The sequence below is a fragment of the Mediterraneibacter gnavus ATCC 29149 genome (assembly GCF_008121495.1).
Classification (GTDB): Bacteria; Bacillota; Clostridia; order Lachnospirales; family Lachnospiraceae; genus Mediterraneibacter; species Mediterraneibacter gnavus.
The window spans coordinates 2,305,856-2,329,347 of sequence record NZ_CP043051.1; the positions used below are offsets into that span (position 1 = coordinate 2,305,856).

A 23,492-nucleotide genomic window follows, 5' to 3' on the forward strand; every position below is an offset into this window, starting at 1 on the left:
GGATGAGCAGACAGAAGCAGAAAATATGCAGAGAAAACAGTCGCCGGCATTTTGTCTGAGCGGATATCTGGACAACCGGGCAGAAGGATTTCCAGATATCCGTCAGACGTGGCATGGAAGCGGAGGAAGTATTTATTTTCTGATCAGTGAGAAAGGCTTTGCAAAGATTCCGACAGAGAAAAAGACGCTTTACATGGAACTGAATGTAGAAAACAAAAAAGAGGCAGAGGTTCGGAAAGAAATTCAAAATATTTTGGAGGAAGAAAACAAAAGGCGGGGAAACGTGTCCGCAGCAGGAGTAGAGGATCAGAGTGGAGAAGCGGGAATCTTCTGTATCAGCAAGTCGGAATTACTGGAAAATGCCAAAGATTATATCCAGGGAAATCGGATTATTTTTGGAAGTATCAGTATTGTGCTGCTGATGGCAGGAGTGACGAATTACTTAAATATCGTGGTTACAGGAATCCTTTCCAGAAAAAAGGAACTGGGGATCATGGAAAGTGTGGGAATGACGAAACGGCAGAAGCGTATGCTTTTCATGATGGAAGGCGGATACTATTTTTGTGCGGTGACAGTTCTGCTTGTGACAATTGGAAGTGTCATGTTACAATGGATCAAAACGTATATGGAAACAAAACTTTCGTATTTTGTATTTCAATATCCGTTGATCTGGCTGGTTGTCGGCCTGTGTTGTCTGGCAGGAATCAGTTTTGCGGTTCCCGCAGGACTGTATATGCTTGAAAAAAGTCACTGTGAACAATAACAAAAAAGGAAGGAGAATTTACATGTTTGAGAGAATTGATTACAGAGTGATCAGAATAGACGGAGAGTATGCGTATCTGCAAAAACTGGAAGATGAAAATGCAGAAGAAAAGTGTGTGGCAATGGCACTGCTCCCTCCGGAGATTCAGGAGGGCTGCCATATTGCATATGAGATGATGGAATATCGGATGATAAAATGATAAATCTTGCAAGATTACTTTGACAGAATACCTGTCTGGTATTATGATAAACATCAGAAAGACCAGAAAGGAGTGCACAGGACCAGTCTGGGGCGGCTGTGCAAAAAATGTGATGAAAGTAATAAAAAATAAGACAATCTATACGGGGAATGGAGTAATTGAGGATGGATTTGTAAGATATGAAAAGACGATCGCCGAGGTAGGCTCCATGCAGAATTTTGTGTCAAGAGAAGAGGATGAGATTGTAGAAGTGGAAGGAATGTATCTGATTCCGGGATTCATTGATGTACACAGCCATGGAGGATATGGTCTGGACAGCATGGATGCATCGGCAGATGAGATTGACTGGATGGTCAGACAGATGGCTGCAAAAGAAGGAATTACTTCTTATTTCTGCACGACGATGACGCAGACTTCAGAGAATATTGAAAGTGCCATGAAGAATATCAAAGCAGCGGCAGAGAAGAACCCGATCATTCAGGGAATCCATCTGGAAGGACCGTTTATTTCCGTGAATTACAAGGGTGCACAGGATGCATCTTATATCCAGAAGCCGGATGCAGCAGTCTTAAAACACTGGAATGAACTGAGCGGAAACCGGATTAAAATCGTGACTTATGCTCCGGAAGAAGCGGATACAGAATTTGAGGATTGGTGTCTTGCCAATGGAATCGTGCCAAGTGCGGGGCATTCTAACGCGACTTATGATCAGCTTTGTGGCTGTCGTGCATGTCATGTGACACATCTTTATAATGCGCAGAGAGGGCTCAACCACAGAGAACCGGGTGTGACAGGATATGGACTTTTGACAGATGGTGTGAAAGCTGAGATGATCTGTGACGGAATCCATATTAAACCAAAGATGGTATACATGGCATACAAAGTAAAAGGCAGTGACGGAATCGAATTGATTACAGATTCTATGCGTGCAAAAGGAATGCCGGAAGGAAAGAGTGAGTTGGGCGGTCAGACCGTTTATGTCAAAGACGGCACAGCGAGACTGGAAGACGGCACGATTGCAGGAAGTGTTCTTACGTATATTGATGCGTTCCGAAATATCATGAAATTTACGGATGCTTCTTTAAAAGAGGCAGTGCAGATGAGTTCCGGAAACCAGGCAAAAGAATTCGGACTGACACAAAAAGGTGAGATCACAGTCGGAAAAGATGCAGATTTCGTGATTTTAGAAAATTCTCAGGATGGAAATTATGAGTTGAAGAAAACCATCAGTATGGGAGAGATTATAGAAGCATAAAAAAGAGGAGGAACCGTTTGAGACGGTCCTCCATTTTTATAACTGGAAGATTCTTGTCGCAATATTGAAATAGATCAAAATGGAACAGGTATCGACCAGTGTTGTGATCAGCGGGGATGCCATAATGGCCGGATCCATATGCAGTTTTTTTGCAAACAATGGAAGCAGACAGCCGATCAGTTTCGAGATGATGACAGTAGCTACAAGAGAAAGTCCAATTACCAGCGCAAGTCCGGCATTTCGATACATGATCAGAATACGAAGTCCATTGGCGAGTGCAAGTACTACACCTACGATCAGGGAAACACGGAATTCTTTAAACATGACCCGGAACAGATCAGAAAAACGAATCTCGCCGAGTGCAATTCCGCGGATGATCAATGTAGAACTCTGAGAACCGCAGTTTCCGCCGGTATCCATCAACATGGGAATAAAGGATACAAGGAGCGGGATTGCGGCAAATGCATTTTTATATTTGGTAATGATACTTCCGGTGATGGTAGAGGAAAACATCAGGATCAAAAGCCAGGCGATCCGATGTTTGGCATGCGCAGCAACAGAAGTATCAAAATAAGTCGTTTCACTCGGGCTCATGGCAGCCATTTTGGTAATGTCTTCAGTCGCTTCATCTACCATAACATCCATGGCATCATCGAATGTGACGATACCAACCATTCGTTCATCCTGATCCAGAACAGGAATGGCAAGAAAATCGTATTTAGTGAACAGTTGTGCGACTTCTTCTTTATCAGTGTGCGTTGTGACGGAGATGATCTCTGTCTGCATCAGATCCCGGATCAGAATGTCATCAGCTGTCGTCATCAGGTCTTTTGCACTGACGATTCCAAGCAGTCTGCGCTGATCGGTGACATAGCAGGTATAGATCGTCTCCTTGTGGATTCCGGTCTCTTTGATATGTGCCATGGTCTGGGCAACGGTCATTGTCTCCCGGATATCGACGTATTCAGTCGTCATAATACTTCCTGCACTGTCATCCGGATAATTGAGAAGCTGATTGATCAGATTCCGGTCAGATTGATTGACAGTGTCCAGAATACGATTGACAAGATTAGCTGGAAGTTCCTCCAGCAGATCCACTGTATCATCCATGTAAAGGTCATCGAGCAGTTCTTTTAACTCCTTTTCGGAAAACATCTCTACCAGATAAGTCTGCATGGAATTATTCATATTGGCAAATACTTCTGCGGCTTTATCCTTTGGAATGAGACGAAAAGCAAGTGCAAGTTCTTTGTCTTCCAGATCGGAAAGAAGTGAGGCTATATCCACTTCGTTCATCACATCCAGAATGCTTCTGACAGCTTTGAACTGGCGCTGCGCAAGGAGTTTTACAAAAATTTCTTTGTTCATAGTTCATTACTCTCCTTTTTCTATTTAATTTTCTGAAAAATCCCGAAGGATGACTGGCTCCAGCGTCCATAACCTCACCACCTTTTGTCGTGTATTAAAAATATCTGCAAAAGAAAAAGCGTCATTGTTGTAGCAATGACGGTGTGTGCAGCAAATTTTCGCTTTTATTCTATCTCAAAAAAAGACAGGATGTCAAGAATATTGTTACTGTGAACAGGAACAGAACATTTGCGAACAGTAACGGAAACAGGGGTTATTGATTTACAGTTTCACCTTGTTATGCTAAAATGAAACAACAGGAATCAGCAAAGGAGCAGAAAAATGGATGCATATACAAGTTTTGCGGCAGTGTATGATACCTTTATGGATAATATTCCATATGAAGAATGGAAAAGCTATCTGGAGGAATTGTTAAAAGAGTATGGCGTGCAGGACGGTCTGGTGCTTGATCTGGGATGTGGAACAGGAACCATGACGGAACTTCTTGCAGCAGATGGCTACGATATGATCGGAGTGGACAATTCCGAGGAAATGCTGGAGATCGCCAGAGAAAAGCAGATCAAGTCAGGACATGAGATTTTATATCTTCTTCAGGATATGCGGGAGTTTGAACTGTATGGTACTGTGGGTGCGGTATTTAGTATCTGTGATTCTCTGAATTACATTACAGAGCCGGAAGAATTGAAGCAGGTATTTCGCTGGGTGAATAATTATCTGGATCCGGGCGGAATTTTTATTTTTGATTTTAATACAGAATACAAGTACCGGGAGGTTCTGGGGGATCAGACCATTGCAGAATCCAGAGAGGACTGCAGTTTTATCTGGGATAATTATTATTATGAGGAAGAGCGGATCAATGAATACGAACTGAATCTGTTCATCAGAGAAGATGCGGAAAGTGAGACAGAGGGTGATCTCTATCGCAGATTCCGGGAGACACATTTCCAGAGAGCATATACGTTAGAAGAGATCACAAGGATTGTGGAAGAATCCGGACTGCAGTTTGTGACTGCATACGAAGCGTTTACAAAAGAACCGCCTTCTAAGAACAGTGAACGAATCTATGTGATCGCCAGAGAGCAGGGAAAGGTACCTGTGAAAAAAGCAGAATAGAATCATTATAATAGAAGAAACAGGAGAGATAAGATGAAAGATTATATTGTAAGAGCAACAGCAGCGAATGCGCAGATCCGTGCGTTTGCGGCATCAACAACAGAGCTTGTGGAAGAGGCAAGAACAAGGCATAATACAAGTCCGGTTGCGACAGCAGCACTTGGACGACTTCTTACAGCAGGTGCGATGATGGGAAGTATGATGAAGAATCCGACGGATGTTTTGACGCTGCAGGTGCAGTGCGGAGGTCCGATCGGAGGGATGACAGTGACAGCAGACAGTAAGGGGGAAGTGAAAGGATATGTACACAACCCGGATGTGATGCTTCCGCCGAAGAACGGAAAACTGGATGTAGGCGGTGCGCTTGGACCAGGATTTTTAAATGTGATCAAGGATATGGGACTCAAAGAACCATATTCCGGACAGACGATTTTGCAGACAGGAGAGATCGCAGAAGATCTGACCTATTATTTTGCAACCTCTGAGCAGGTGCCGTCTTCTGTGGGTCTGGGTGTGCTGATGGAAAAGGACAATACCGTGCGATGCGCAGGTGGATTTATCGTACAGGTGATGCCGTTTATTGAGGAGGAAGTGCTCAGCAAGCTGGAAGAAAACATCAAGAATATTCAGTCTGTGACAGCAATGCTCGACAATGGCCATACACCGGAAGAAATGCTGAACCACGTTCTGGAGGGATTGGATGTAGAGATCACAGATACACTTCCTGCAAAATTTGACTGCAACTGTTCTAAAGAACGGATTGAAAAAGCAATCATCAGTGTCGGGAAAAAAGAGATTCAGGAGATGATCGACGATGGAAAGGATATCGAAGTAAAATGTCATTTCTGTAATACCGCCTATACATTTTCTGTAGACGAGCTGAAGGAACTTTTGAAAAAAAGCAGATAGAAGTGATGTGTCCAAATAGGGAAAGTGAGGCAGTAGAATGAAACAGGGATTTATCAAAGTGGCAGCTGCCACACCGGATATCCGGGTGGCGGACGTGCCGTTTAATACAAAACAGATATGCAGTGCCATTGAAGAAGCACAGAACAATCAGGCAAAGATCGTGGTATTTCCAGAATTGTGTGTCACAGGATATACATGCGGGGATCTGTTTACACAGGATGTACTTTTGCAGGCAGCAAAACAGGCACTGCTTGAAATCACAGAGTTTACAAGAGAGAAGGACATGCTTGTGTTTGTGGGCGTGCCGCTTGTGGTGGATGCAAAGCTCTACAATGTGGCAGCAGCTCTTTGCAGGGGAGAAATCCTGGGACTGACGACAAAGACATTTCTTCCGAACTATGGTGAGTTCTATGAGATGCGTCAGTTTACGGCAGGACCGGATGTGCCGGGAGAAATCCTGTTTAACGGTAAAAAAGTGCCGTTTGGTCCGGGGCTTTTGTTTCAGGCATCCTCTATGGAAGAGCTGATCGTATCGGCGGAAATCTGTGAGGATGTGTGGTCGCCGATTCCGCCGAGCATCCGTGCGGCAATGGAAGGTGCAACCGTGATCGTTAACTGTTCGGCAAGTGATGAGACGATCGGGAAAGACAGCTACAGACGGGATCTTATCAAAGGACAGTCAGCGAGACTGATCGCGGGATATATTTATGCAAATGCAGGCGAAGGGGAATCCACGACGGATCTTGTATTTGGAGGACACAATCTGATCGCAGAAAACGGCAGTATCCTGGCAGAGTTAAAGCGATTTGAAAATCAGATCATTTATACAGAACTGGATATCAAAAGGATTGTCGGTGAGCGTCGGAAAAACACGACATTTACGATGGAAAAAGAGAAAGTGCTGCCAAGAATCTCATTTCCTCTGGATGTGTGCGAGACAAAACTGACAAGAGAGTTTCCGAAAAAGCCGTTCGTGCCGCAGGATGAAAAAGAACGTGCTCTGCGATGCGAAGAGATTTTGACAATCCAGGCAATGGGGCTCAAAAAACGTCTGCTCCATACCCACGCAAACACGGCGGTAGTTGGTATTTCGGGGGGATTGGATTCCACATTGGCATTGATTGTGACAGCAAAAGCGTTTGACATGATCGGAAAAGATAAAAAAGAGATTCTTGCGATCACCATGCCTTGCTTTGGAACAACGGACAGAACGTATCGGAATGCCTGCAAAATGGCAGAACAGCTCGGAGCGACGCTGCGGGAAGTGAAAATTGCAGATTCCGTAAGTCTTCATTTTCAGGATATCGGACATGATCCGAAAGACCACAGTGTAACGTATGAGAATGCGCAGGCGAGAGAGCGTACGCAGGTATTGATGGATATTGCAAATGCGACAAACGGAATGGTCATCGGAACCGGAGATATGTCAGAACTGGCGCTTGGATGGGCAACCTACAATGGAGATCATATGTCGATGTACGGAGTGAATGCTTCTGTACCGAAGACGCTGGTGCGTCATCTTGTCAAATATGCGGCAGACGTGACTGCGGATCCAAAATTGCAGGAAGTCCTTTATGATGTACTGGATACGCCGGTCAGCCCTGAACTGCTTCCTCCAAAAGACGGGGATATCGCACAAAAGACTGAGGATCTGGTGGGACCATATGAGCTGCATGATTTTTATCTGTATTTCATGCTGCGGTTCGGATATGAGCCGGGTAAGATCTATCGGCTTGCAATGCAGACATTTGAAGGGGTATATGAGAAAGAAACAATTTTAAAATGGCTGACAACATTCTGCAGACGATTTTTCAACCAACAGTTTAAGCGCTCCTGTCTGCCGGACGGACCGAAGATCGGGACAGTGGCACTCTCACCAAGAGGAGACTGGAGAATGCCAAGCGATGCGTGTGCCCAAGTGTGGATGCGTGATCTGGAGAAAATTTCCTTATAAGCATTGAAAAGAGAGGTGTTTAGAAGTATGAAACTGATCAAGACCGAGGATGCAGTGGGCTGTATGCTTTGCCATGATATTACGCAGATCATCCCGGGGGTAGTAAAAGATGCGGTTTTTAGAAAAGGACATGTAGTGACAAGGGAGGATATTCCGGTTCTCCTTTCCGTTGGAAAAGAGCATCTGTATGTGTGGGAAAAACAAGAAGGGATGCTTCATGAAGATGAGGCGGCAGAGATCCTGCGCAGCGTGTGCCAGAATGCACAGATGGATGCGTCAAAGCCAAAAGAAGGAAAAATCGAGCTGACGGCACAGTGTGACGGGGTTCTGAAAGTGGACAAGGAGAAACTGTGTAGGATCAATGCCATGGGACAGATGTGTATTTCTTCCCGACACGGAAATTTTCCGGTGAAAAATGGCGATAAGATCGCAGGAATGCGTGTGATCCCTCTGGTGATCGAAGAAGAAAAAATGAAACAGGTAAAGGAGATAGCAGGAGAGACTCCTGTTTTTGCGCTCCTTCCGTTTCAGAAGAAAAAAGCAGCGATCGTGACAACCGGAAGTGAAGTATATCACGGAAGGATTCAGGATAAATTTACTCCGGTGGTCCGGCAGAAGCTGGAAGAATATGGAGTAGAAGTGCTTGGAAATACAATCTGCAATGATGAACCGGATATGGTGACAGAGGCAGTCAATGACTGGATCAAAAAAGGTGCGCAGATGGTTGTGTGTACCGGAGGAATGAGTGTCGATCCGGATGATAAGACACCGCTGGCAATCCGCAATGCTTCCGATGAAGTGATCACATATGGCGCCCCGGTTTTGCCTGGTGCGATGTTTATGCTGGCCTATAAAGGTGAGATTCCGATCATGGGCCTGCCGGGCTGCGTGATGTATGCAAGGCGTACAATCTTCGATCTGGTACTGCCAAGACTGGTGGCAGGAGAACGGCTGCAGGATCAGGATTTTTACAGACTCGGAGAAGGAGGACTGTGTCTGTCCTGCGAGGTGTGTACGTTTCCAAATTGCGGGTTCGGGAAAGGGTAATGAAAAAGGAGCGTGAAAGGATGAGTGAATTTTATAATTCTCTCGCAGAAAAAATGCAGAGTGGTTCCTGTGTTGTTATGACAGTATTAGAGGGAGAATCGGCAGGAAAGAAATTACTTGTGACAGAGCCGGTGGAGCAATATGAGGGACATGCAGTGTTTTGTGAGCGTGCAGGTTCTCAGCCCAGGCTGGTGATCTGCGGAGGCGGTCATGTGTCCATACCTATGATCCGGATGGGGAAAATGCTGGGATTTCAGGTGACGGTTCTTGAGGATCGTCCCAAATTTGCGGACAATGCAAGAGTGGCAGGCGCGGATGTGGTGATCTGCGATTCTTTTGAGCATGGACTTGAACGCATATCAGGAGGAGAAGATACATATTTTATTATTTTGACAAGAGGACACCGGTATGATGAAGTGTGTCTGGGAGCAATCGTAGAGAAGCCAAATGCTTATATTGGAATGATGGGCAGCCGCCGCAGAGTGGCGATCGTCAAAGAAGAGCTTTTTGAGCAGGGACATGAACGTGAGAAGCTGGATGAGGTGTACACACCGATTGGTCTGAAGATCGGCGCTGAGACACCGGAAGAAATTGCGGTGTCTGTTATGGCAGAAATCATTCAGGTGAAACATGAAAAAGCAGAAGGATGCGGATATTCCAAAGAATTGTTGGAGGCGCTGTGTGATGAGGACTGTAAAAAGCAGAAAAAAGTACTTGCAACGATCATTTCCAGAAAAGGATCTGCACCGAGAGGCGTGGGAACAAAAATGCTGATCCTGGAGGATGGAACACTGATCGACACGATCGGAGGCGGATGCGCGGAAAGTGATGTGATCACAAAAGCACTGCTGATGATGCGGGAAGAAAAAGTGCGGTTTCAGATTTGTATGGTGGATATGACAAGGGAAGCTGCAGAAGAGGAAGGGATGGTCTGCGGTGGACGGATTGAAGTAATGCTGGAACGAGTTTAGTATCCGTTACTGTTCACAGTAACTTCGTATACCGGATTCATTTTTCATGGAAGAGCTGTTGACATTCAAAATAGGGAATGTTAATATAAATTTAACATAGTGAAAGCAATAATTGTGCGAATTGCATAAAATGGTGCTTATATAGGTTCATAATTGGTTGGACGTATCTACCAGCTGCCGCAAACAGCTGACTATAAGCAGAGTGGGATGGGAAAGTCCCGGTCTGTAGTCGGGCGGAAAGAGTAGGAGGTCAGTCAATGAATGAACCTGTTTTTATATTAAAAGGGAATGTTGTATACAGCAAAAATAAAGATGAACTAAGGATCTTAAAGGATCACTATCTGATCAGCGAAAGCGGTCTGGTCAAGGGGGTTTTTGAGAAAGTGCCTCCAGAATATGCACAGGTATCGGTATCTGATTATGGGGAGTGTCTGATTATTCCGGGACTGACAGATCTGCATGTGCATGCTCCGCAGTATACATTCCGGGCAATGGGAATGGATATGGAGCTTTTGGAATGGCTGGAGACGAATACGTTTCCGGAGGAGGCAAAATATCAGGATCTGGAGTATGCCCGGCGTGCATATCGTATCTTTACTGACAATCTAAAGAGAAGTGTAACGACAAGAGCATGTATTTTTGGAACGATCCACAGAGACGCCACACTGCTTTTAATGGATCAGCTGGAACAAAGCGGACTGGTGACGTATGTGGGAAAAGTGAATATGGATCGCAACTGTCCGGATTATCTCAGAGAGGAATCGGCAGAAGAATCAGGGATTCAGACAGTGGAATGGATCAAGGATGTATTGCATAAAAAATATCAGAATACCATGCCGATTCTGACGCCAAGGTTTACACCGAGCTGCAGTGATGAACTGATGGAGAATTTAAAGAAAATTCAGATGTATTACCAGATTCCGGTACAGTCACACTTATCAGAAAATCCGGGAGAGATTGCCTGGGTGAAGGAGCTTTGCCCATGGTCGGAGTTTTACGGGGATGCTTATGACAGATTTGGATTGTTTGGGGCAGACTGCAAAACCGTAATGGCGCACTGTGTGTATTCCGGAAAAGAAGAGCGGCAGCGAATGAAAGAAAACGGAGTATTTATCGCCCATTGTCCGGAATCCAATATGAACTTGTCATCGGGGGTGGCGCCGGTTCGGACATTCCTGGAGGAAGGAATGCATGTGGGAATTGGAAGTGATGTGGCAGGGGGCTCCACAGAAAATCTGTTCAAAGCAATGGCGCTTGCAATTCAGGCTTCCAAGCTGCGCTGGAGGATGCAGGATGACAGTTTAAAACCACTGACATTGGAGGAAGTATTTTACATTGCCACAAAAGGCGGCGGTGAATTCTTTGGAAATGTGGGAAGCTTTGAACCGGGATTTGAACTGGATGCAGTTGTCCTGGATGACACAAGAATTGTGCATTCGCAAAATCTGGATGTGAGAGCACGTCTGGAGAGAATGATTTATCTGGCAGATGAGAGAGAAGTACGTGCGAAATACGTGCGAGGCAGAGAAATCTGTCTGCAATAAAAATTGGGAATGTCAAAATAAATTGCGGAGGTGACGTATCATGGAGGAAAGAGAACATGTGGTCGGCAAGAGTGTAACGAGAGTGGATGCTTTGGAAAAAGTGACCGGACGGGCAAAATATACGGAGGATCTGTGTGATAAAAGCGCTTATATTGCGCGGGTACTGCATGCGGATATCGCTCATGGAATCGTAAGATCAGTGGATACCAGTGAGGCGCAAAAACTTCCCGGGGTTGTAAAGATCGTGACTTGCTTTGATGTGCCGAAATATTATTTCCCGACCGCGGGACATCCGTGGTCTACGGATCCTGCACATCAGGATGTCAAAGACCGCCTGCTTTTAACGGAGCATGTGCGGTTTTACGGGGATGATGTGGCAGCAGTTGTTGCGGAGAATGAAGTGGCAGCAGCTCAGGCGCTGCGGCTGATCAAGGTGGAGTATGATCCCCTTCCGTTTGTGCTGGATGTACAAAAGGCAATGGAAGAGGACGCTCCGCAGCTTCATGAAAACTATCCGGGAAATGTATTGAAACACACTTCGCTCCACAAAGGGGATTTTGAAAAAGCAAAAGAAGAGCCGGGGCTGATCAAAGTGGAGGGCTGGTATCAGACACCGACCGTGCAGCATTGTCATATCGAGAATTTTATCTGTTATGCGTATATGGAACAGGGCAGGTACGTGATCGTCTCTTCTACGCAGATTCCTCATATCTGCAGGCGGGTTGTCGGGCAGGCGCTTGGAATCCCATGGGGAAATGTGCGAGTGATCAAGCCATACATAGGAGGCGGTTTTGGAAACAAGCAGGACATTCTATATGAACCATTGTGTGCATATCTGTCACAGACAGTCGGCGGGCGGCTTGTAAAGCTGGATGTGTCACGGGAAGAAACGTTTGTATGTAACCGGGTACGCCATGCTATCAGGACACATCTGATCTCTTATGTGCGTCCAAATGGTGAGATCGCTGCAAGAAAAGCGGAGTGCTTTTCCGATCAGGGGGCGTATGCATCTCATGGACACAGCATTGGAGCAAAGGCTCTTGGATCTTTCCCGCAGCTGTATCCGTGTGAGAACTTTGAGGGAGATGTGTACACGGTATTTACCAACAAACCGGTATCCGGAGCTATGCGCGGCTATGGAATTCCGCAGGCGATGTTTGCGATGGAAAGCCATACGGATGACATTGCGGTGAAACTTGGGATTCCACCGTATGAATATCGCTGGAAATATCTGATGCCAAAAGGATATACGGATGGATTTTCAAAAAATGTCAATTATTATGATACCTTCAGGGAATGCATGGAAAAAGGCAGTGTCAGTGTAGATTATGAGCGAAAACGTAGAGAATATGCACAACAAACCGGGGATATCCGCAAAGGAATCGGAATGGCGGCATTCTGGTACAATACCGGTGTCTGGCCGATTTCTCTGGAGACATCCTCCTGCCGTATGGTCATGAATCAGGACGGTTCGATTCAGGTGCAGGTAGGGGAGACGGAGATTGGACAGGGCGCAGATACTGCATTTGCGCAGATGGCGGCAGAGACACTGGGGATTCCGTTTGATATGGTTCATGTGATGACCATGCAGGATACGGATATCACACCGTTTGGTCTTGGAGCCTATGCGTCCAGGCAGACCTATATGGCTGGATTTTCCATTCGGCAGACAGCAGAGCTGTTAAAAAGTCATGTTTTGGATACGGCAGTGGAGATGACGCGGCAGATGAAAGAAAATCTGGATATTATAGATGGAAACATTGTGCGTACGACAGACGGCAGTGTTCTGATGTCATTGGGTGAGCTGGCAACAGAAAAACTCTACAGCCTGACTAACTGCGGACATCTCACGGCAGAGAGTACCTATCAGATCAAAAATAATGCCTACTCTTTCGGCTGTACCTTTGCGGAAGTAGAGGTAGATATTCCGGGATGCCGGGCCACACTGACGAATATCGTCAATGTACATGACTGCGGAAGGCTGATCAATCCGGCGCTGGCGGAAGCGCAGGTGCATGGAGGCATGAGTATGGGAATTGGATTCGGACTTTCCGAAGAGCTGAAATTTGATGAGAAAACGGGAAAACCTTTGGACAATAATCTTCTGGACTATAAGATGGCGACATTTGAAGATCATCCCGATCTGCACGGGGAGTTTGTGGAAAATTATGAGCCCACCAGTGCTTACGGAACGAAAGCTCTCGGAGAACCGCCGGTATGTTCGGTTGCGCCGGCAATCCGCAATGCGATTTTAAATGCAACCGGATCCGGGCTCAATGAGCTTCCGCTGAATCCGCACAGGCTGTTTGCAAAATTCCGGGAAGACGGATTGATTTAATGGGGAAAGGTCGTGAACGAATATGTATGATATCAAAGCGCTCTATGAAGCAGAAAATGTACAGGATGCCATCCGCCTTCTGACAGAGCATCCGCAGGCACAGATCATTGCAGGGGGAAGTGATGTGCTGGTCCAGATCCGTGAGGGAAAGCGGGCAGGAGTGGAACTTGTCAGTATTTATGGGCTGGATGAATTAAGAGGAGTGAGTCTGGAAGAAGATGAGACGCTCAGAATCGGATCACTCACCAGTTTTTCCCATATCACAAAAAATGAACTCATCCAGAAATATATTCCCGTCCTTGGGGAAGCGGTGGATATGGTGGGAGGTCCTCAGATCCGCAATATCGGGACTATCGGAGGAAACACATGTAATGGTGTGACTTCCGCAGATTCGGCATCTACGCTGTTTGCGTTGGATGCGATCATAGAACTGACAGGCCCGGAAGGCATCAGAAGACTTCCCATCCGAGAGTTTTATATCAAAGCCGGAAAAGTGGATATAAGACAGGGAGAGCTTCAGACCGGGATTTTGATTCCAAAACAATCATATCAGGGATACCGGGGACATTATATTAAATATGCCATGAGAAACGCCATGGATATCGCAACCCTCGGATGTTCTGCCAATGTAAAGCTTTCAGAAGATAAGACGGTGATAGAGGATGTCAGGATTGCGTATGGTGTGGCGGGACCGATCCCGATGCGTGCAGTCCATGCAGAAGAGGCAGGACGAGGAAAAGAAGTATCTGCACGGATACTGGAGGAGATTGCAGAGCAGGTGCTTTTTGATATCCATCCAAGAGACAGTTGGAGAGCCAGCAAGGCATTTCGGGAGCATATCGCAAGAGTTTTATGTCAGCGCGCTTTAAAAGAGGCGATTGTCAGGACAGGAGGTGTCATCCATGAGTGAGAAGCAGTATAAATTGGTAAAATGCACCATCAACGGAGAATACAGGGAGACCATGGTGGATGTCCGCGCATCACTGACGGATATGCTGAGAAATGATTATCGGCTGACCAGTGTAAAAAAAGGCTGTGAAGTCGGAGAATGCGGAGCCTGTAATGTGATCATTGACGGCGAGTGTTTTAACTCCTGTATTTATCTGGCAGTATGGGCAGACGGGAAAAATATCCGGACACTGGAGAGCCTTCTGGGACCGAATGGAGAGTTGTCAGATATCCAGCAGGCGTTTATTGATGAGACTGCGGTACAATGCGGATTCTGCACACCGGGAGTGATCATGAGTGCAGTGGAGATTTTAGAGTCAGGCAAAGAATATACAAGAGAAGAATTACGGAAACTTTTATCCGGACACCTGTGCCGCTGTACCGGATATGAAAACATTTTGAATGCGGTACAAAAGACCATGTACAAACGACTGGGAAAAACTGAAAATTAGGATTTAGGTGCTGTCGCATAAGTTCTTTTTGGAAATCTGGACACAATATCTGTAAAAAGAAAGGACAGATTATGAAAAAGAATATGGCTGGATTGATTCTGGTACTATTTGCGATAGCACTTTTTATGACCGGATGTGAGAAAAAAGCGCAGGAAAAAGAAGAAGCGCAGGAGGCGTCTGCCAGACAGCTGGTGATCCAGAAACAGACGCAGACAGAAATCGCAGAAAAAAAGATCGAAGAAAAAAGACGAGAGCTGCCCAAGCAGGCACAGATCGAAATGGAAGTGATCCTGCAGAAGCCGGAACTACCGACCGGGTGTGAAAGTGTTGCGCTGACCATGGTTTTGAAACAGAAAGGATATCCAATCGAAAAAACCACGATTGCAGAAGAATATCTGATCTACAATCGGGACAACTATGCATCCGGGTATGTGGGAGATCCCTCTACGTATGGAGGAGTGGGCATCTATCCGCCAGGACTTGTAAATACGGCAAACCGCTTTTTGAAACAGCGATATCAGCAGCATACAGCGTATGATGTCAGCAAGCTGAGTCTGGAGGAGCTGTTTCCGTATGTGGCAGCTGGAAATCCGGTGCTTTTGTGGCTGACATCAGATCTGGAAGATCCCTATTTTTCGAGCCAGAGTGTAGAGTATGGAGGGGATTCATATCGATGGTACTGGAATGAACACTGTGTGGTGCTTGGTGGATACAATCTGGAAAAGCAAAGCGTGACGTTGTTTGATCCCCTGAAGGGGAAAGTAGAGGAATCTCTTGAGCGGGTAGAGGAAATTTATGATCAGACAGGGAAATATGCAATGACGGTATACTAAAAAACATCTGTGGAGAACAAAAAATAAAGTTCTTCACAGATGTTTTTTTATGGTCTGCTGTGTGATTCAATATGATTTTTGATCGCTTCAAAACTTTCTTTGCTGATGATGTGTTCCATGCGGCAGGCATCTTCTGCGGCAATAGCTTCATCTACCCCAAGTTGTGTCAGCCATGCAGTCAGAAGCTTGTGACGCTCATAAATCATATCGGCAATGGCTTTTCCTGATTCGGTAAGATAGATAAATCCTTCCTTCGTAACCGTGATATGTTCTTTCTCACGAAGATTCTTCATGGCAACACTGACGCTGGATTTTTTGAATCCCAGTTCTTCAGCGATATCAACAGAGCGTACAACCGGACGTTTCTGACTTAAGATCAGAATCGTTTCCAGATAATTTTCTGCAGATTCGTTTGTCTTCAATGTATGCACCTCGTTTCTCGTTAAATTGTCTTTAGTATATCATATTTTAGAAGAGACGGCAAACACTATAATGTTATTGACAACTTATGAATGTTAGAATATACTAACTAATGAGAAAAAATAGTCAGTAACAGATTCAAAAGGAAAGGGGAGCGGACTGTGAATGATGTGAAAATGCAAAGAGAGATGATTTTGCAGAGATTGAAAGAGCAGGGATGCAGGATTACAAAGCAAAGATTGGCGCTCATTGACATCATTTTAGAAAATGAGTGCTCCAGCTGTAAAGAAATTTATTATAAAGCTGTCAGAATGGATGAGAAGATTGGGATTGCCACGGTATACAGAATAATAAATATGCTGGAAGAAATCGGAGCGATCAGCAGAAGAAACATGTATAAAGTAGAATGTCCCGGAGCTTGTCCGAAAGAAGATGCCTGCGTTGTTGTGTTGGATGATGAAAGCGTGTGCCGGATTTCTCCCCAGAAATGGAAAGCTATCGTAGAAGAGGGGCTGCAGGCATGCGGATATCTTCATGACCGGAAAGTGGTATCTATTTCTTTTAATCCGGAACAGTGCATGAAGGGCATGATCTGAGAGAAAACATAAAAAAGAGATTGACAAATGAAAGGGATAAGAGTAAACTGAATATTGTTAGAAATGCCTAACGTATAATAGTTTTAAAATATAAAAGTTAGTAGTGATTGGAAAGGAGAGATTATGATGCCTTTGACGATGGCAGCAGCAAACGAAATCAATTATATTAAGAAAGTCGGAGGAAACAGTGAAGTGAAACGTCACCTGGAAACTCTTGGATTTGTAGCCGGAGGAGAAGTGCGGGTGATTTCTCAGTTAAATGGAAATCTGATCGTAAGCATCAAAGATTCCAGAGTCGCGATCAGCAAAGAGATGGCAAACAAGATCATGGTCTAAAGGAGGAAGAGGGAAAATGAAGACATTGCGAAATATTGCCGTGGGTGAGACTGCAAAAGTGAAACGACTTCATGGCGAGGGGGCCTTAAAACGCCGTATCATGGATATGGGAATTACAAAAGGCAGCCAGGTTTATGTACGCAAGGTGGCTCCACTTGGTGATCCGGTCGAGATCACGATCCGCGGATATGAATTGTCTTTGCGAAAAGACGATGCGGACTGTATTGAGATGGAGTAAAGAAAGGAAAGGGAGAGAGTGATGGCGATTAAAATTGCTTTGGCAGGAAATCCAAACTGCGGAAAAACGACGATGTTCAATGCTCTGACAGGTGCCAATCAGTATGTTGGAAACTGGCCGGGAGTTACGGTGGAAAAGAAAGAAGGAAAATGTAAGGAAAATAAGGATGTAATTGTAACAGACCTTCCGGGAATTTACTCTTTGTCTCCATATACACTGGAGGAAGTGGTAAGCCGTGACTATTTATTAAAAGAAAAGCCGGAAGCGATCATCAATCTGGTGGATGCCACAAACATTGAACGAAATCTGTATCTGACAACACAGCTTTTAGAGCTTGGAATTCCGGTTGTAATTGCGCTGAATATGGCGGATCTGCTGGAAAAGAATAAAATCAGCATCGATACAAAAGCGTTGGAAAAAGAACTGGGATGTAAAGTAGTCAAAACTTCAGCCTTAAAGGGAACCGGAATTCGCGAAGTAGTGAAAGAGGCTGTCACAGCAGCGAAAAAAGAAAGCATTGTTTCAGGAGAAATAAAGTTTTCAAAGGATACCGAAGCGGCTGTTTCCGAGATGGAAGGACAGTTGCCGTCATCCGTTTTAGAAGAACAGAAAAGATGGTATGCGATCAAGCTGCTGGAGCGCGATGCGAAAGTACTGGAGCAGTTAAAACTGACTGCATCTGTACAGAATCAAGTAGAAAAAATCGCTGCCAAACTGGAAGAAAGGCTGGATGATGACACAGAATCTATTATTACAAATGAGCGTTATGAGGCAATCACATATGTAGTAGAAAAATGTGTAAAGAAGCCAAAAGAAAAACTCTCGACTTCAGATAAAATCGACCAGATTGTGACAAACAGGATACTGGGACTTCCAATCTTTCTTGGCGTGATGTATGTTGTATATGCGATTGCAGTAATGACCATTGGAACTTATGTGACGGACTGGACCAATGATGTACTGGTAGTAGCGATTCAGGACGCGGCGGCATCCGGACTGCAGGCGATCGGTACAGCAGCATTTCTGGAAGATCTGATCGTAAACGGAATTATCGGTGGACTGGGTGCAGTACTTGGATTCCTTCCGCAGATGGCGATTTTGTTTGTATTGCTCTCTATTCTGGAAGACTGTGGATATATGGTCAGAGTTGCCTTTGTCATGGACCGTATTTTCCGTAAATTCGGACTTTCAGGAAAGAGTTTTATTCCACTTTTGATTTCATCCGGATGTGGAATTCCTGGAATTATGGCATCCAAGACGATTGAGAATGACAATGACAGACGACTGACGATCATGACATCTACATTTGTACCTTGTGGTGCAAAGCTTCCGGTTATCGCTTTGATGGCTGGTGTGATCGGTTCAGAGGCGACAGGATTTCCGGCAGGATCCCTGACATTTATCATGTACGTGATTGGTGTTGCGACAGTGCTGGTTTCCGCAATTATTCTGAAAAAGACAAAACCGTTCCACGGAGATGCGGCACCGTTTGTAATGGAGCTTCCGGCATACCACCTTCCACAGGCGAAGACAGTACTGCTCCATACATGGGAAAGACTCAAAGGATTTATCAGAAAAGCCGGAACGATCCTGCTGCTAGCTTGTATCGTAATGTGGTTCCTTGGAGGATATGGATTTATAGATGGAAGCTTTGGGGCAGTAGAGGATTCTGCAGACAGTATTCTGGCATCCATCGGAAGTGTGATCGCAGTGATCTTTACACCGCTTGGATTTGGAAGATGGCAGCCGGTGGCAGCTTCTCTTTCCGGATTCTCAGCAAAAGAAGCAATCGTAACGACAATGGGAGTTCTGGCAAATGTAGCCGGAGATACAGAAGACCCGGCAGTTGTAGCACACGGTGTCGCAACATGGTTCCCGTCAGCGGCAGCCGGATTCAGTTTCCTACTCTTTAACCTTTTGGATTCACCGTGTCTGGCAGCGATCGCTACCATGGCAAAGGAACTCAATGACAGAAAATGGTTCTGGTTTGCAATCCTGTTCCAGAATGTATTTGCATACGTAGTAACATTTATGGTATATCAGATCAGTGGTGTTGCGACAGGTGCGCTTACATTTGGAGCATCTACAGTAGTTGCAATCCTGCTGCTGGCAGTTGTCTTATATCTGTTATTCAGAAAAGATCCATATAAAGGAAAAGCAGTGAGTGTAAAACGTTCTGTGGCAGAAGCCTAAAGGAGAAAAAATGGGCGGAATAAAATCGGTAGTATCTATGGGATACGCGGTATTGTTTGTAATACTTCTTTATTTAGTTGGCATTGGAATCTCGAGTCTGATACAATATATAAAAAAGAAATTTAGAAGGTGATAATCGTGAATGCAGCAACATGTATTATTTTGATCGTTTTAATTGTAATTGTTTCGTTTTCAATCCGTGCGACGATTCGTGATCGGAAAAAAGGCGGATGTGCAGGGTGCTCCGGATGCGGCGGAAGCTGCAGCGGATGTCATAGTGAAGTGGAACAGACAAAGAAATCCGAGTAAATAAGAGCAGAATGAAAAGTGTGGTATCAGCAGAGTGTAAAATCTTGAAAAAATGCACTGTGGTACCACACTTTTTTGATAGAAAAATTGATAAAATTTATCGATAATCGGATTTTTGATTGACGAATGAAAATCAGGGTTCTAGAATGAGTGTAATGTAACCAGAAAGTACAAGTGATCGATGGATTGTAGAAAGAAGGGAAACAGATGAAACAACACCGATTTTGGGCGTGGGCAACAGTATGCTGCGCAGTAATGGTATTTTATACCGGTTACAAACATAAGTAAGATAGAAAAAGAGAATCAGTTTACAGGAGGAAGAAAAGATGTTAGATGTATTTAAAATGAAAAAATTAGGGATTTTTGCAGGTGGTGTTTTATTCGGGACAGCAGGAGTGAAGCTGTTGTCAAGCAAAGATGCAAAAAAAGTGTATACAAATTGTACAGCTGCAGTGCTTCGTGCAAAAGATTCTGTTATGAAGACAGCATCCACTGTACAGGAAAATGCAGAAGATATTCTGGCGGAAGCAAAACAGATCAATGAAGAGAGAGCAGCAAAAGAAGCAGCTCTGGAGCAGGAAGCAGAAGAAGTAACAGAAGAGACAGTGGCAGACAACACAGATTTTGCAGAAGAGGCATAAGATAAAAAGAGGGATTTGATTGAAGTTTATAATTAAGCATGAAATACCGGGAAGAATACGGGTGCATATGGTGCAGCCGAAAATGACGTTTGAAGAGGCGGATATTCTGCTGTATTATCTCGTAAACCTGGAAAATGTGACAAAAGCAAAAGTATATGAAAGAACACAGGATGCGGTGATCTATTATGAAAAGGACCGGCGGGAAATCATCAAGGCACTGCAGAAGTTTGGGTATGATCGGGTGACAGTGCCGGAGGGGCTGACTGAGCATTCCGGAAGGCAGATGAACGCAGAATATCAGGAAAAACTGCTCATGAAAGTCGTGATGCGTTTTGGTGGGAAGCTTCTGATACCGGCACCGGTACGGGCGGTCTGGACAGGTGTCCGTTCTCTGAAATATCTGCAGCAGGGGATCGCGAGTCTGAAAAAAGGCAGACTGGAAGTGGCGGCTCTGGATGCCACTGCGATCGGTGTTTCCATCCTGCGCAGAGATATGAATACCGCAAGTTCGATCATGTTCCTGCTCGGCATCGGAGAATTGCTGGAGGAATGGACACATAAAAAATCTGTCGGAGATCTGGCACGCGACATGTCCCTGAATGTGGGGAAAGTCTGGCTTTTAAGAGAGGAACAGGAGATTCTTGTTCCCGCAAAACAGATTGAACCGGAAGATCTTGTAGTAGTCTGCATGGGAAATGTGATTCCATTTGATGGAGTCGTATCCCGTGGTGAGGCAATGGTCAATCAGGCCTCTATGACAGGAGAAGCAGTTCCGGTGAAAAAGACAGCGGAAAGCTATGTATATGCAGGAACTGTTGTAGAAGAAGGAGAACTGATCATCTGCGTGAAAGCGGTGAGCAAAGCAACCCGTTTTGAAAAAATCGTGACCATGATCGAAGAGTCTGAAAAATTGAAATCAAATCTGGAAAGTCATGCAGAACATCTGGCAGATCAACTGGTTCCGTATACACTGGCAGGAACGATTCTGACCTGGCTGCTGACAAGAGATGTGACCAAGGCACTGGCAGTACTGATGGTAGATTTTTCGTGTGCACTCAAGCTGGCGATTCCAATTTCGGTACTGTCTGCGATCCGGGAGGCGGGCGCACATAATATTACCGTAAAAGGCGGAAAATATATGGAAGCTGCTGCAAATGCCACAACGATCGTGTTCAGTCGGTCATTTTTTGCGGACAGTTCATACATGCTATCCTTTTCTGTTCTCTGCTCCTGCGTTTGCTCTCGTTTGATTTCTCCCTCCGTATCTTCTTGGCACAAGCAGGACAATACCTTGATGCACCAGAGCCCGGGACATATTCAACGCCGCACACCGTACAATTTTTAGCGGGCATTGCTGCCCACCGTTTTGTAGGTATGATATGTAATTCATCGACAAAGCCGATGAATTTATAGTAAATCTTGATTTCCTGCTTCACTGTTCCGTCTGCCATCTTCTCACGCTCCGAAACAAGTATCTTGTCTATGAGTGCGTTTATAACTGTTGCATCCAGTTCTTTTAAGCCTTGATAATTTCGGATAAGGGCGAGGAAGTCACGGATTCCCCGTGATTTCTCGTAGCTTTCATTAAGAGTTTCCGTCACCTCTTTCAGCCTTGCTTCAATTTCAAGCTGCTCTTTCTGGTATTTCCCCGACATCATCTCAAAATTCCGCTCGGTAATACGCTCCATGACCTTATCCTCGTAGAGAGAGGAAAACAGCCTGTCCAGTTCCGCAAGGCGTTTGTTCAGCTTCTTACGTTCTTTCTCTAATGCTTTCGCCCTGCTCTGGTCTGTTTCCGTGAGCCGCTTTTCTATGGCCCTGACCGCCTTTTCATCATTCACTGCCATATCCGCAAAACAGTTGATGTCGGCAAGAACGGCATTGAATAAATCCCTTGCTTCTATATTGTGGGCACTACACTCGCTTCTTCCGTTTCTTGCATAATTATTACATGAATACTGTACACAGTCGATAATCTCTGGGCGTTTCCTCCTGTGTACGTTCATTGCCCGCAGAGCACATCCGCAGTCCACACACTTGATAACGCCTGCAAAAATATTTACAAATCCTCCCTTGTTCTGTGGAAGCCTACGACTTGTAATAAGCTGTTGGACAATATCAAATTCCTCCTGCGTGACTATTCCCTCATGGGTATTGGGTATCACTTCCCATTCTTCGGGCAGCTTAGAGGGGCGTTTCTTGATTTTCATATTGGCGGCAATCCGTTTGTAGCCTACAAGATTTCCCGCATATATCGGGCTTCTTAAAATGCTCCTCACGCTGTTCCCACTCCAAATATAGCGTTTGTCCTCGTTCCCCTCAAAATGACGTTCAAAGCCTGTTTCGCCACGCTCCGCCGCATAAGCGGCAGGGCGTAGGATATGCTGTTTATTAAGATGTCTGCAAATTTTGGCAACTCCATTCCCTTTTAATGCAAGGTCGAATATCTCTTTTACAACATGTGCCACTTTATCATCTATCAGCAGATGGTTGTGGTCGGCAGGGTCTTTGATATAGCCATAAGGGGCGGTAGTTCCCATGAATTTCCCCTGTTGAAACCTCGCCCGATATGCCGATTTTATCTTAACAGATATGTCAGCGGCATACATTTCGTTTAAAATGTTGCGGAAAGGCGTGATGTCCATAGCAGATTTATTCAAGGTATCTACGCCGTCATTGACCGCTATATACCTCACGTTATGCTCTGGGAAGAAAACTTCCAGATATAACCCACAATCAAGATAGTTTCTCCCCAGACGGGATAAATCTTTCGTAATCACGCAGTTTATCAGACCGCTTTCAATGTCTTTTATCATATTCTGGAAACTTGGTCTTTGGAAATTTGTACCAGAATAACCATCGTCCACATACGTTTTTGCTATGTGCCATCCCTGCTTTTTCACATAATCCGTGAGGATGGATTTCTGTGTCGCAATGCTCGCACTCTCGTTATCCGTACCATCGTCTTTAGATAAGCGGCAATAAATGCCGACTAAATAGATTTTCTTTTCTTCTTTGATTCCTGCCATACTGTAAAACCTCCGTATCTGTCCTATCTGTTTTCA

The 23,492-nt window shown here is 45.0% G+C and carries 22 protein-coding genes, 1 pseudogene and 1 riboswitch; of the genes and pseudogenes, 20 read left to right on the forward strand and 3 right to left on the reverse strand.

The window, feature by feature from the left end; all coding sequences use genetic code 11:
- The first annotated feature begins 25 nt into the window (after window positions 1–25).
- From FXV78_RS11440 to nagA, 3 genes are read left to right on the forward strand one after another with little or no spacing between them, the layout of a single operon-like run.
- Window positions 26–763, forward strand: a complete 738-nt coding sequence (locus FXV78_RS11440; protein ID WP_004844654.1) for an ABC transporter permease — start codon at window positions 26–28, stop codon at window positions 761–763.
- A 22-nt stretch (window positions 764–785) separates the two neighbouring features.
- Window positions 786–962, forward strand: coding sequence for a hypothetical protein (locus FXV78_RS11445; RefSeq protein ID WP_039960138.1), 177 nt, complete (start codon window positions 786–788; stop codon window positions 960–962).
- A 43-nt stretch (window positions 963–1,005) separates the two neighbouring features.
- Window positions 1,006–2,217: an N-acetylglucosamine-6-phosphate deacetylase gene (nagA, locus tag FXV78_RS11450; RefSeq protein WP_004844652.1), complete on the forward strand. Its 1,212-nt coding sequence runs from the start codon at window positions 1,006–1,008 to the stop codon at window positions 2,215–2,217.
- A 36-nt stretch (window positions 2,218–2,253) separates the two neighbouring features.
- Here the strand turns inward: nagA and mgtE are convergent, their stop codons facing one another.
- Window positions 2,254–3,585: a magnesium transporter gene (gene mgtE / locus FXV78_RS11455; RefSeq protein WP_004844651.1), complete on the reverse strand. Its 1,332-nt coding sequence runs from the start codon at window positions 3,583–3,585 to the stop codon at window positions 2,254–2,256.
- Window positions 3,586–3,906: 321 nt separating this feature from the next.
- Between mgtE and FXV78_RS11460 the strand changes: the two genes are divergently transcribed.
- The 10 genes from FXV78_RS11460 (at window position 3,907) to FXV78_RS11505 (ending at window position 15,694) form a co-directional block, all read left to right on the forward strand.
- Entirely contained in the window at window positions 3,907–4,698 is a 792-nt protein-coding gene (locus FXV78_RS11460) for a class I SAM-dependent DNA methyltransferase (protein WP_004844649.1), read from the forward strand.
- A gap of 33 nt (window positions 4,699–4,731) precedes the next feature.
- Entirely contained in the window at window positions 4,732–5,607 is an 876-nt protein-coding gene (gene hslO, locus FXV78_RS11465; protein ID WP_004844648.1) for an Hsp33 family molecular chaperone HslO, read from the forward strand.
- A 37-nt stretch (window positions 5,608–5,644) separates the two neighbouring features.
- Window positions 5,645–7,561, forward strand: a complete 1,917-nt coding sequence (locus tag FXV78_RS11470) for an NAD(+) synthase (protein ID WP_004844647.1) — start codon at window positions 5,645–5,647, stop codon at window positions 7,559–7,561.
- Between the two features lie 27 nt (window positions 7,562–7,588).
- Window positions 7,589–8,608: a molybdopterin-binding protein gene (locus tag FXV78_RS11475; protein WP_004844646.1), complete on the forward strand. Its 1,020-nt coding sequence runs from the start codon at window positions 7,589–7,591 to the stop codon at window positions 8,606–8,608.
- Between the two features lie 20 nt (window positions 8,609–8,628).
- A complete protein-coding gene (locus FXV78_RS11480) occupies window positions 8,629–9,579 on the forward strand; it encodes an XdhC family protein (protein WP_081448204.1) in 951 nt (316 codons plus the stop codon).
- A gap of 117 nt (window positions 9,580–9,696) precedes the next feature.
- Window positions 9,697–9,793, forward strand: a riboswitch (purine riboswitch).
- 43 nt (window positions 9,794–9,836) lie between these two features.
- The gene (locus FXV78_RS11485; protein WP_004844644.1) at window positions 9,837–11,123 is read left to right on the forward strand and encodes an amidohydrolase family protein; all 1,287 of its coding nucleotides are present in this window, start codon (window positions 9,837–9,839) and stop codon (window positions 11,121–11,123) included.
- Window positions 11,124–11,163: 40 nt separating this feature from the next.
- On the forward strand, window positions 11,164–13,461 hold the full coding sequence (gene xdhA / locus FXV78_RS11490) for a xanthine dehydrogenase subunit XdhA (protein ID WP_004844643.1): 2,298 nt from the start codon (window positions 11,164–11,166) through the stop codon (window positions 13,459–13,461).
- Window positions 13,462–13,483: 22 nt separating this feature from the next.
- A complete protein-coding gene (xdhB, locus tag FXV78_RS11495; protein ID WP_004844642.1) occupies window positions 13,484–14,371 on the forward strand; it encodes a xanthine dehydrogenase subunit XdhB in 888 nt (295 codons plus the stop codon).
- Window positions 14,364–14,861 carry a xanthine dehydrogenase subunit XdhC gene (xdhC, locus tag FXV78_RS11500; RefSeq protein WP_004844641.1) on the forward strand — a complete coding sequence of 166 codons (498 nt, stop codon included), beginning with the start codon at window positions 14,364–14,366 and terminating at the stop codon, window positions 14,859–14,861. Before xdhB ends, xdhC begins: the two co-directional genes overlap by 8 nt.
- A 71-nt stretch (window positions 14,862–14,932) precedes the next feature.
- A complete protein-coding gene (locus FXV78_RS11505; RefSeq protein ID WP_004844640.1) occupies window positions 14,933–15,694 on the forward strand; it encodes a C39 family peptidase in 762 nt (253 codons plus the stop codon).
- 47 nt (window positions 15,695–15,741) lie between these two features.
- Here the strand turns inward: FXV78_RS11505 and FXV78_RS11510 are convergent, their stop codons facing one another.
- On the reverse strand, window positions 15,742–16,116 hold the full coding sequence (locus tag FXV78_RS11510) for a metal-dependent transcriptional regulator (protein WP_009245279.1): 375 nt from the start codon (window positions 16,114–16,116) through the stop codon (window positions 15,742–15,744).
- Between the two features lie 174 nt (window positions 16,117–16,290).
- Between FXV78_RS11510 and FXV78_RS11515 the strand changes: the two genes are divergently transcribed.
- The 7 genes and pseudogenes from FXV78_RS11515 to FXV78_RS18870 all read left to right on the forward strand — a co-directional run.
- Window positions 16,291–16,710, forward strand: coding sequence for a transcriptional repressor (locus tag FXV78_RS11515; RefSeq protein ID WP_004844638.1), 420 nt, complete (start codon window positions 16,291–16,293; stop codon window positions 16,708–16,710).
- A 123-nt stretch (window positions 16,711–16,833) separates the two neighbouring features.
- Window positions 16,834–17,046, forward strand: coding sequence for a FeoA family protein (locus FXV78_RS11520; protein ID WP_004844637.1), 213 nt, complete (start codon window positions 16,834–16,836; stop codon window positions 17,044–17,046).
- 16 nt (window positions 17,047–17,062) lie between these two features.
- Complete coding sequence (locus FXV78_RS11525; protein ID WP_004844636.1) at window positions 17,063–17,284, forward strand: FeoA family protein; 222 nt, start codon at window positions 17,063–17,065, stop codon at window positions 17,282–17,284.
- 21 nt (window positions 17,285–17,305) lie between these two features.
- The gene (gene feoB, locus FXV78_RS11530) at window positions 17,306–19,477 is read left to right on the forward strand and encodes a ferrous iron transport protein B (RefSeq protein ID WP_004844635.1); all 2,172 of its coding nucleotides are present in this window, start codon (window positions 17,306–17,308) and stop codon (window positions 19,475–19,477) included.
- A gap of 138 nt (window positions 19,478–19,615) precedes the next feature.
- Window positions 19,616–19,786, forward strand: a complete 171-nt coding sequence (locus tag FXV78_RS11535; protein WP_004844633.1) for a FeoB-associated Cys-rich membrane protein — start codon at window positions 19,616–19,618, stop codon at window positions 19,784–19,786.
- Window positions 19,787–20,112: 326 nt separating this feature from the next.
- The gene (locus tag FXV78_RS11540; protein ID WP_004844631.1) at window positions 20,113–20,427 is read left to right on the forward strand and encodes a DUF6110 family protein; all 315 of its coding nucleotides are present in this window, start codon (window positions 20,113–20,115) and stop codon (window positions 20,425–20,427) included.
- A 19-nt stretch (window positions 20,428–20,446) separates the two neighbouring features.
- Window positions 20,447–21,610, forward strand: a pseudogene (locus tag FXV78_RS18870) (HAD-IC family P-type ATPase); the annotation flags it as partial.
- Here the strand turns inward: FXV78_RS18870 and FXV78_RS11550 are convergent.
- Window positions 21,600–23,456, reverse strand: coding sequence for a recombinase family protein (locus tag FXV78_RS11550; protein ID WP_004844629.1), 1,857 nt, complete (start codon window positions 23,454–23,456; stop codon window positions 21,600–21,602). The pseudogene FXV78_RS18870 and the gene FXV78_RS11550 sit on opposite strands and share 11 nt — an antisense overlap.
- Window positions 23,457–23,492 lie beyond the last annotated feature (36 nt).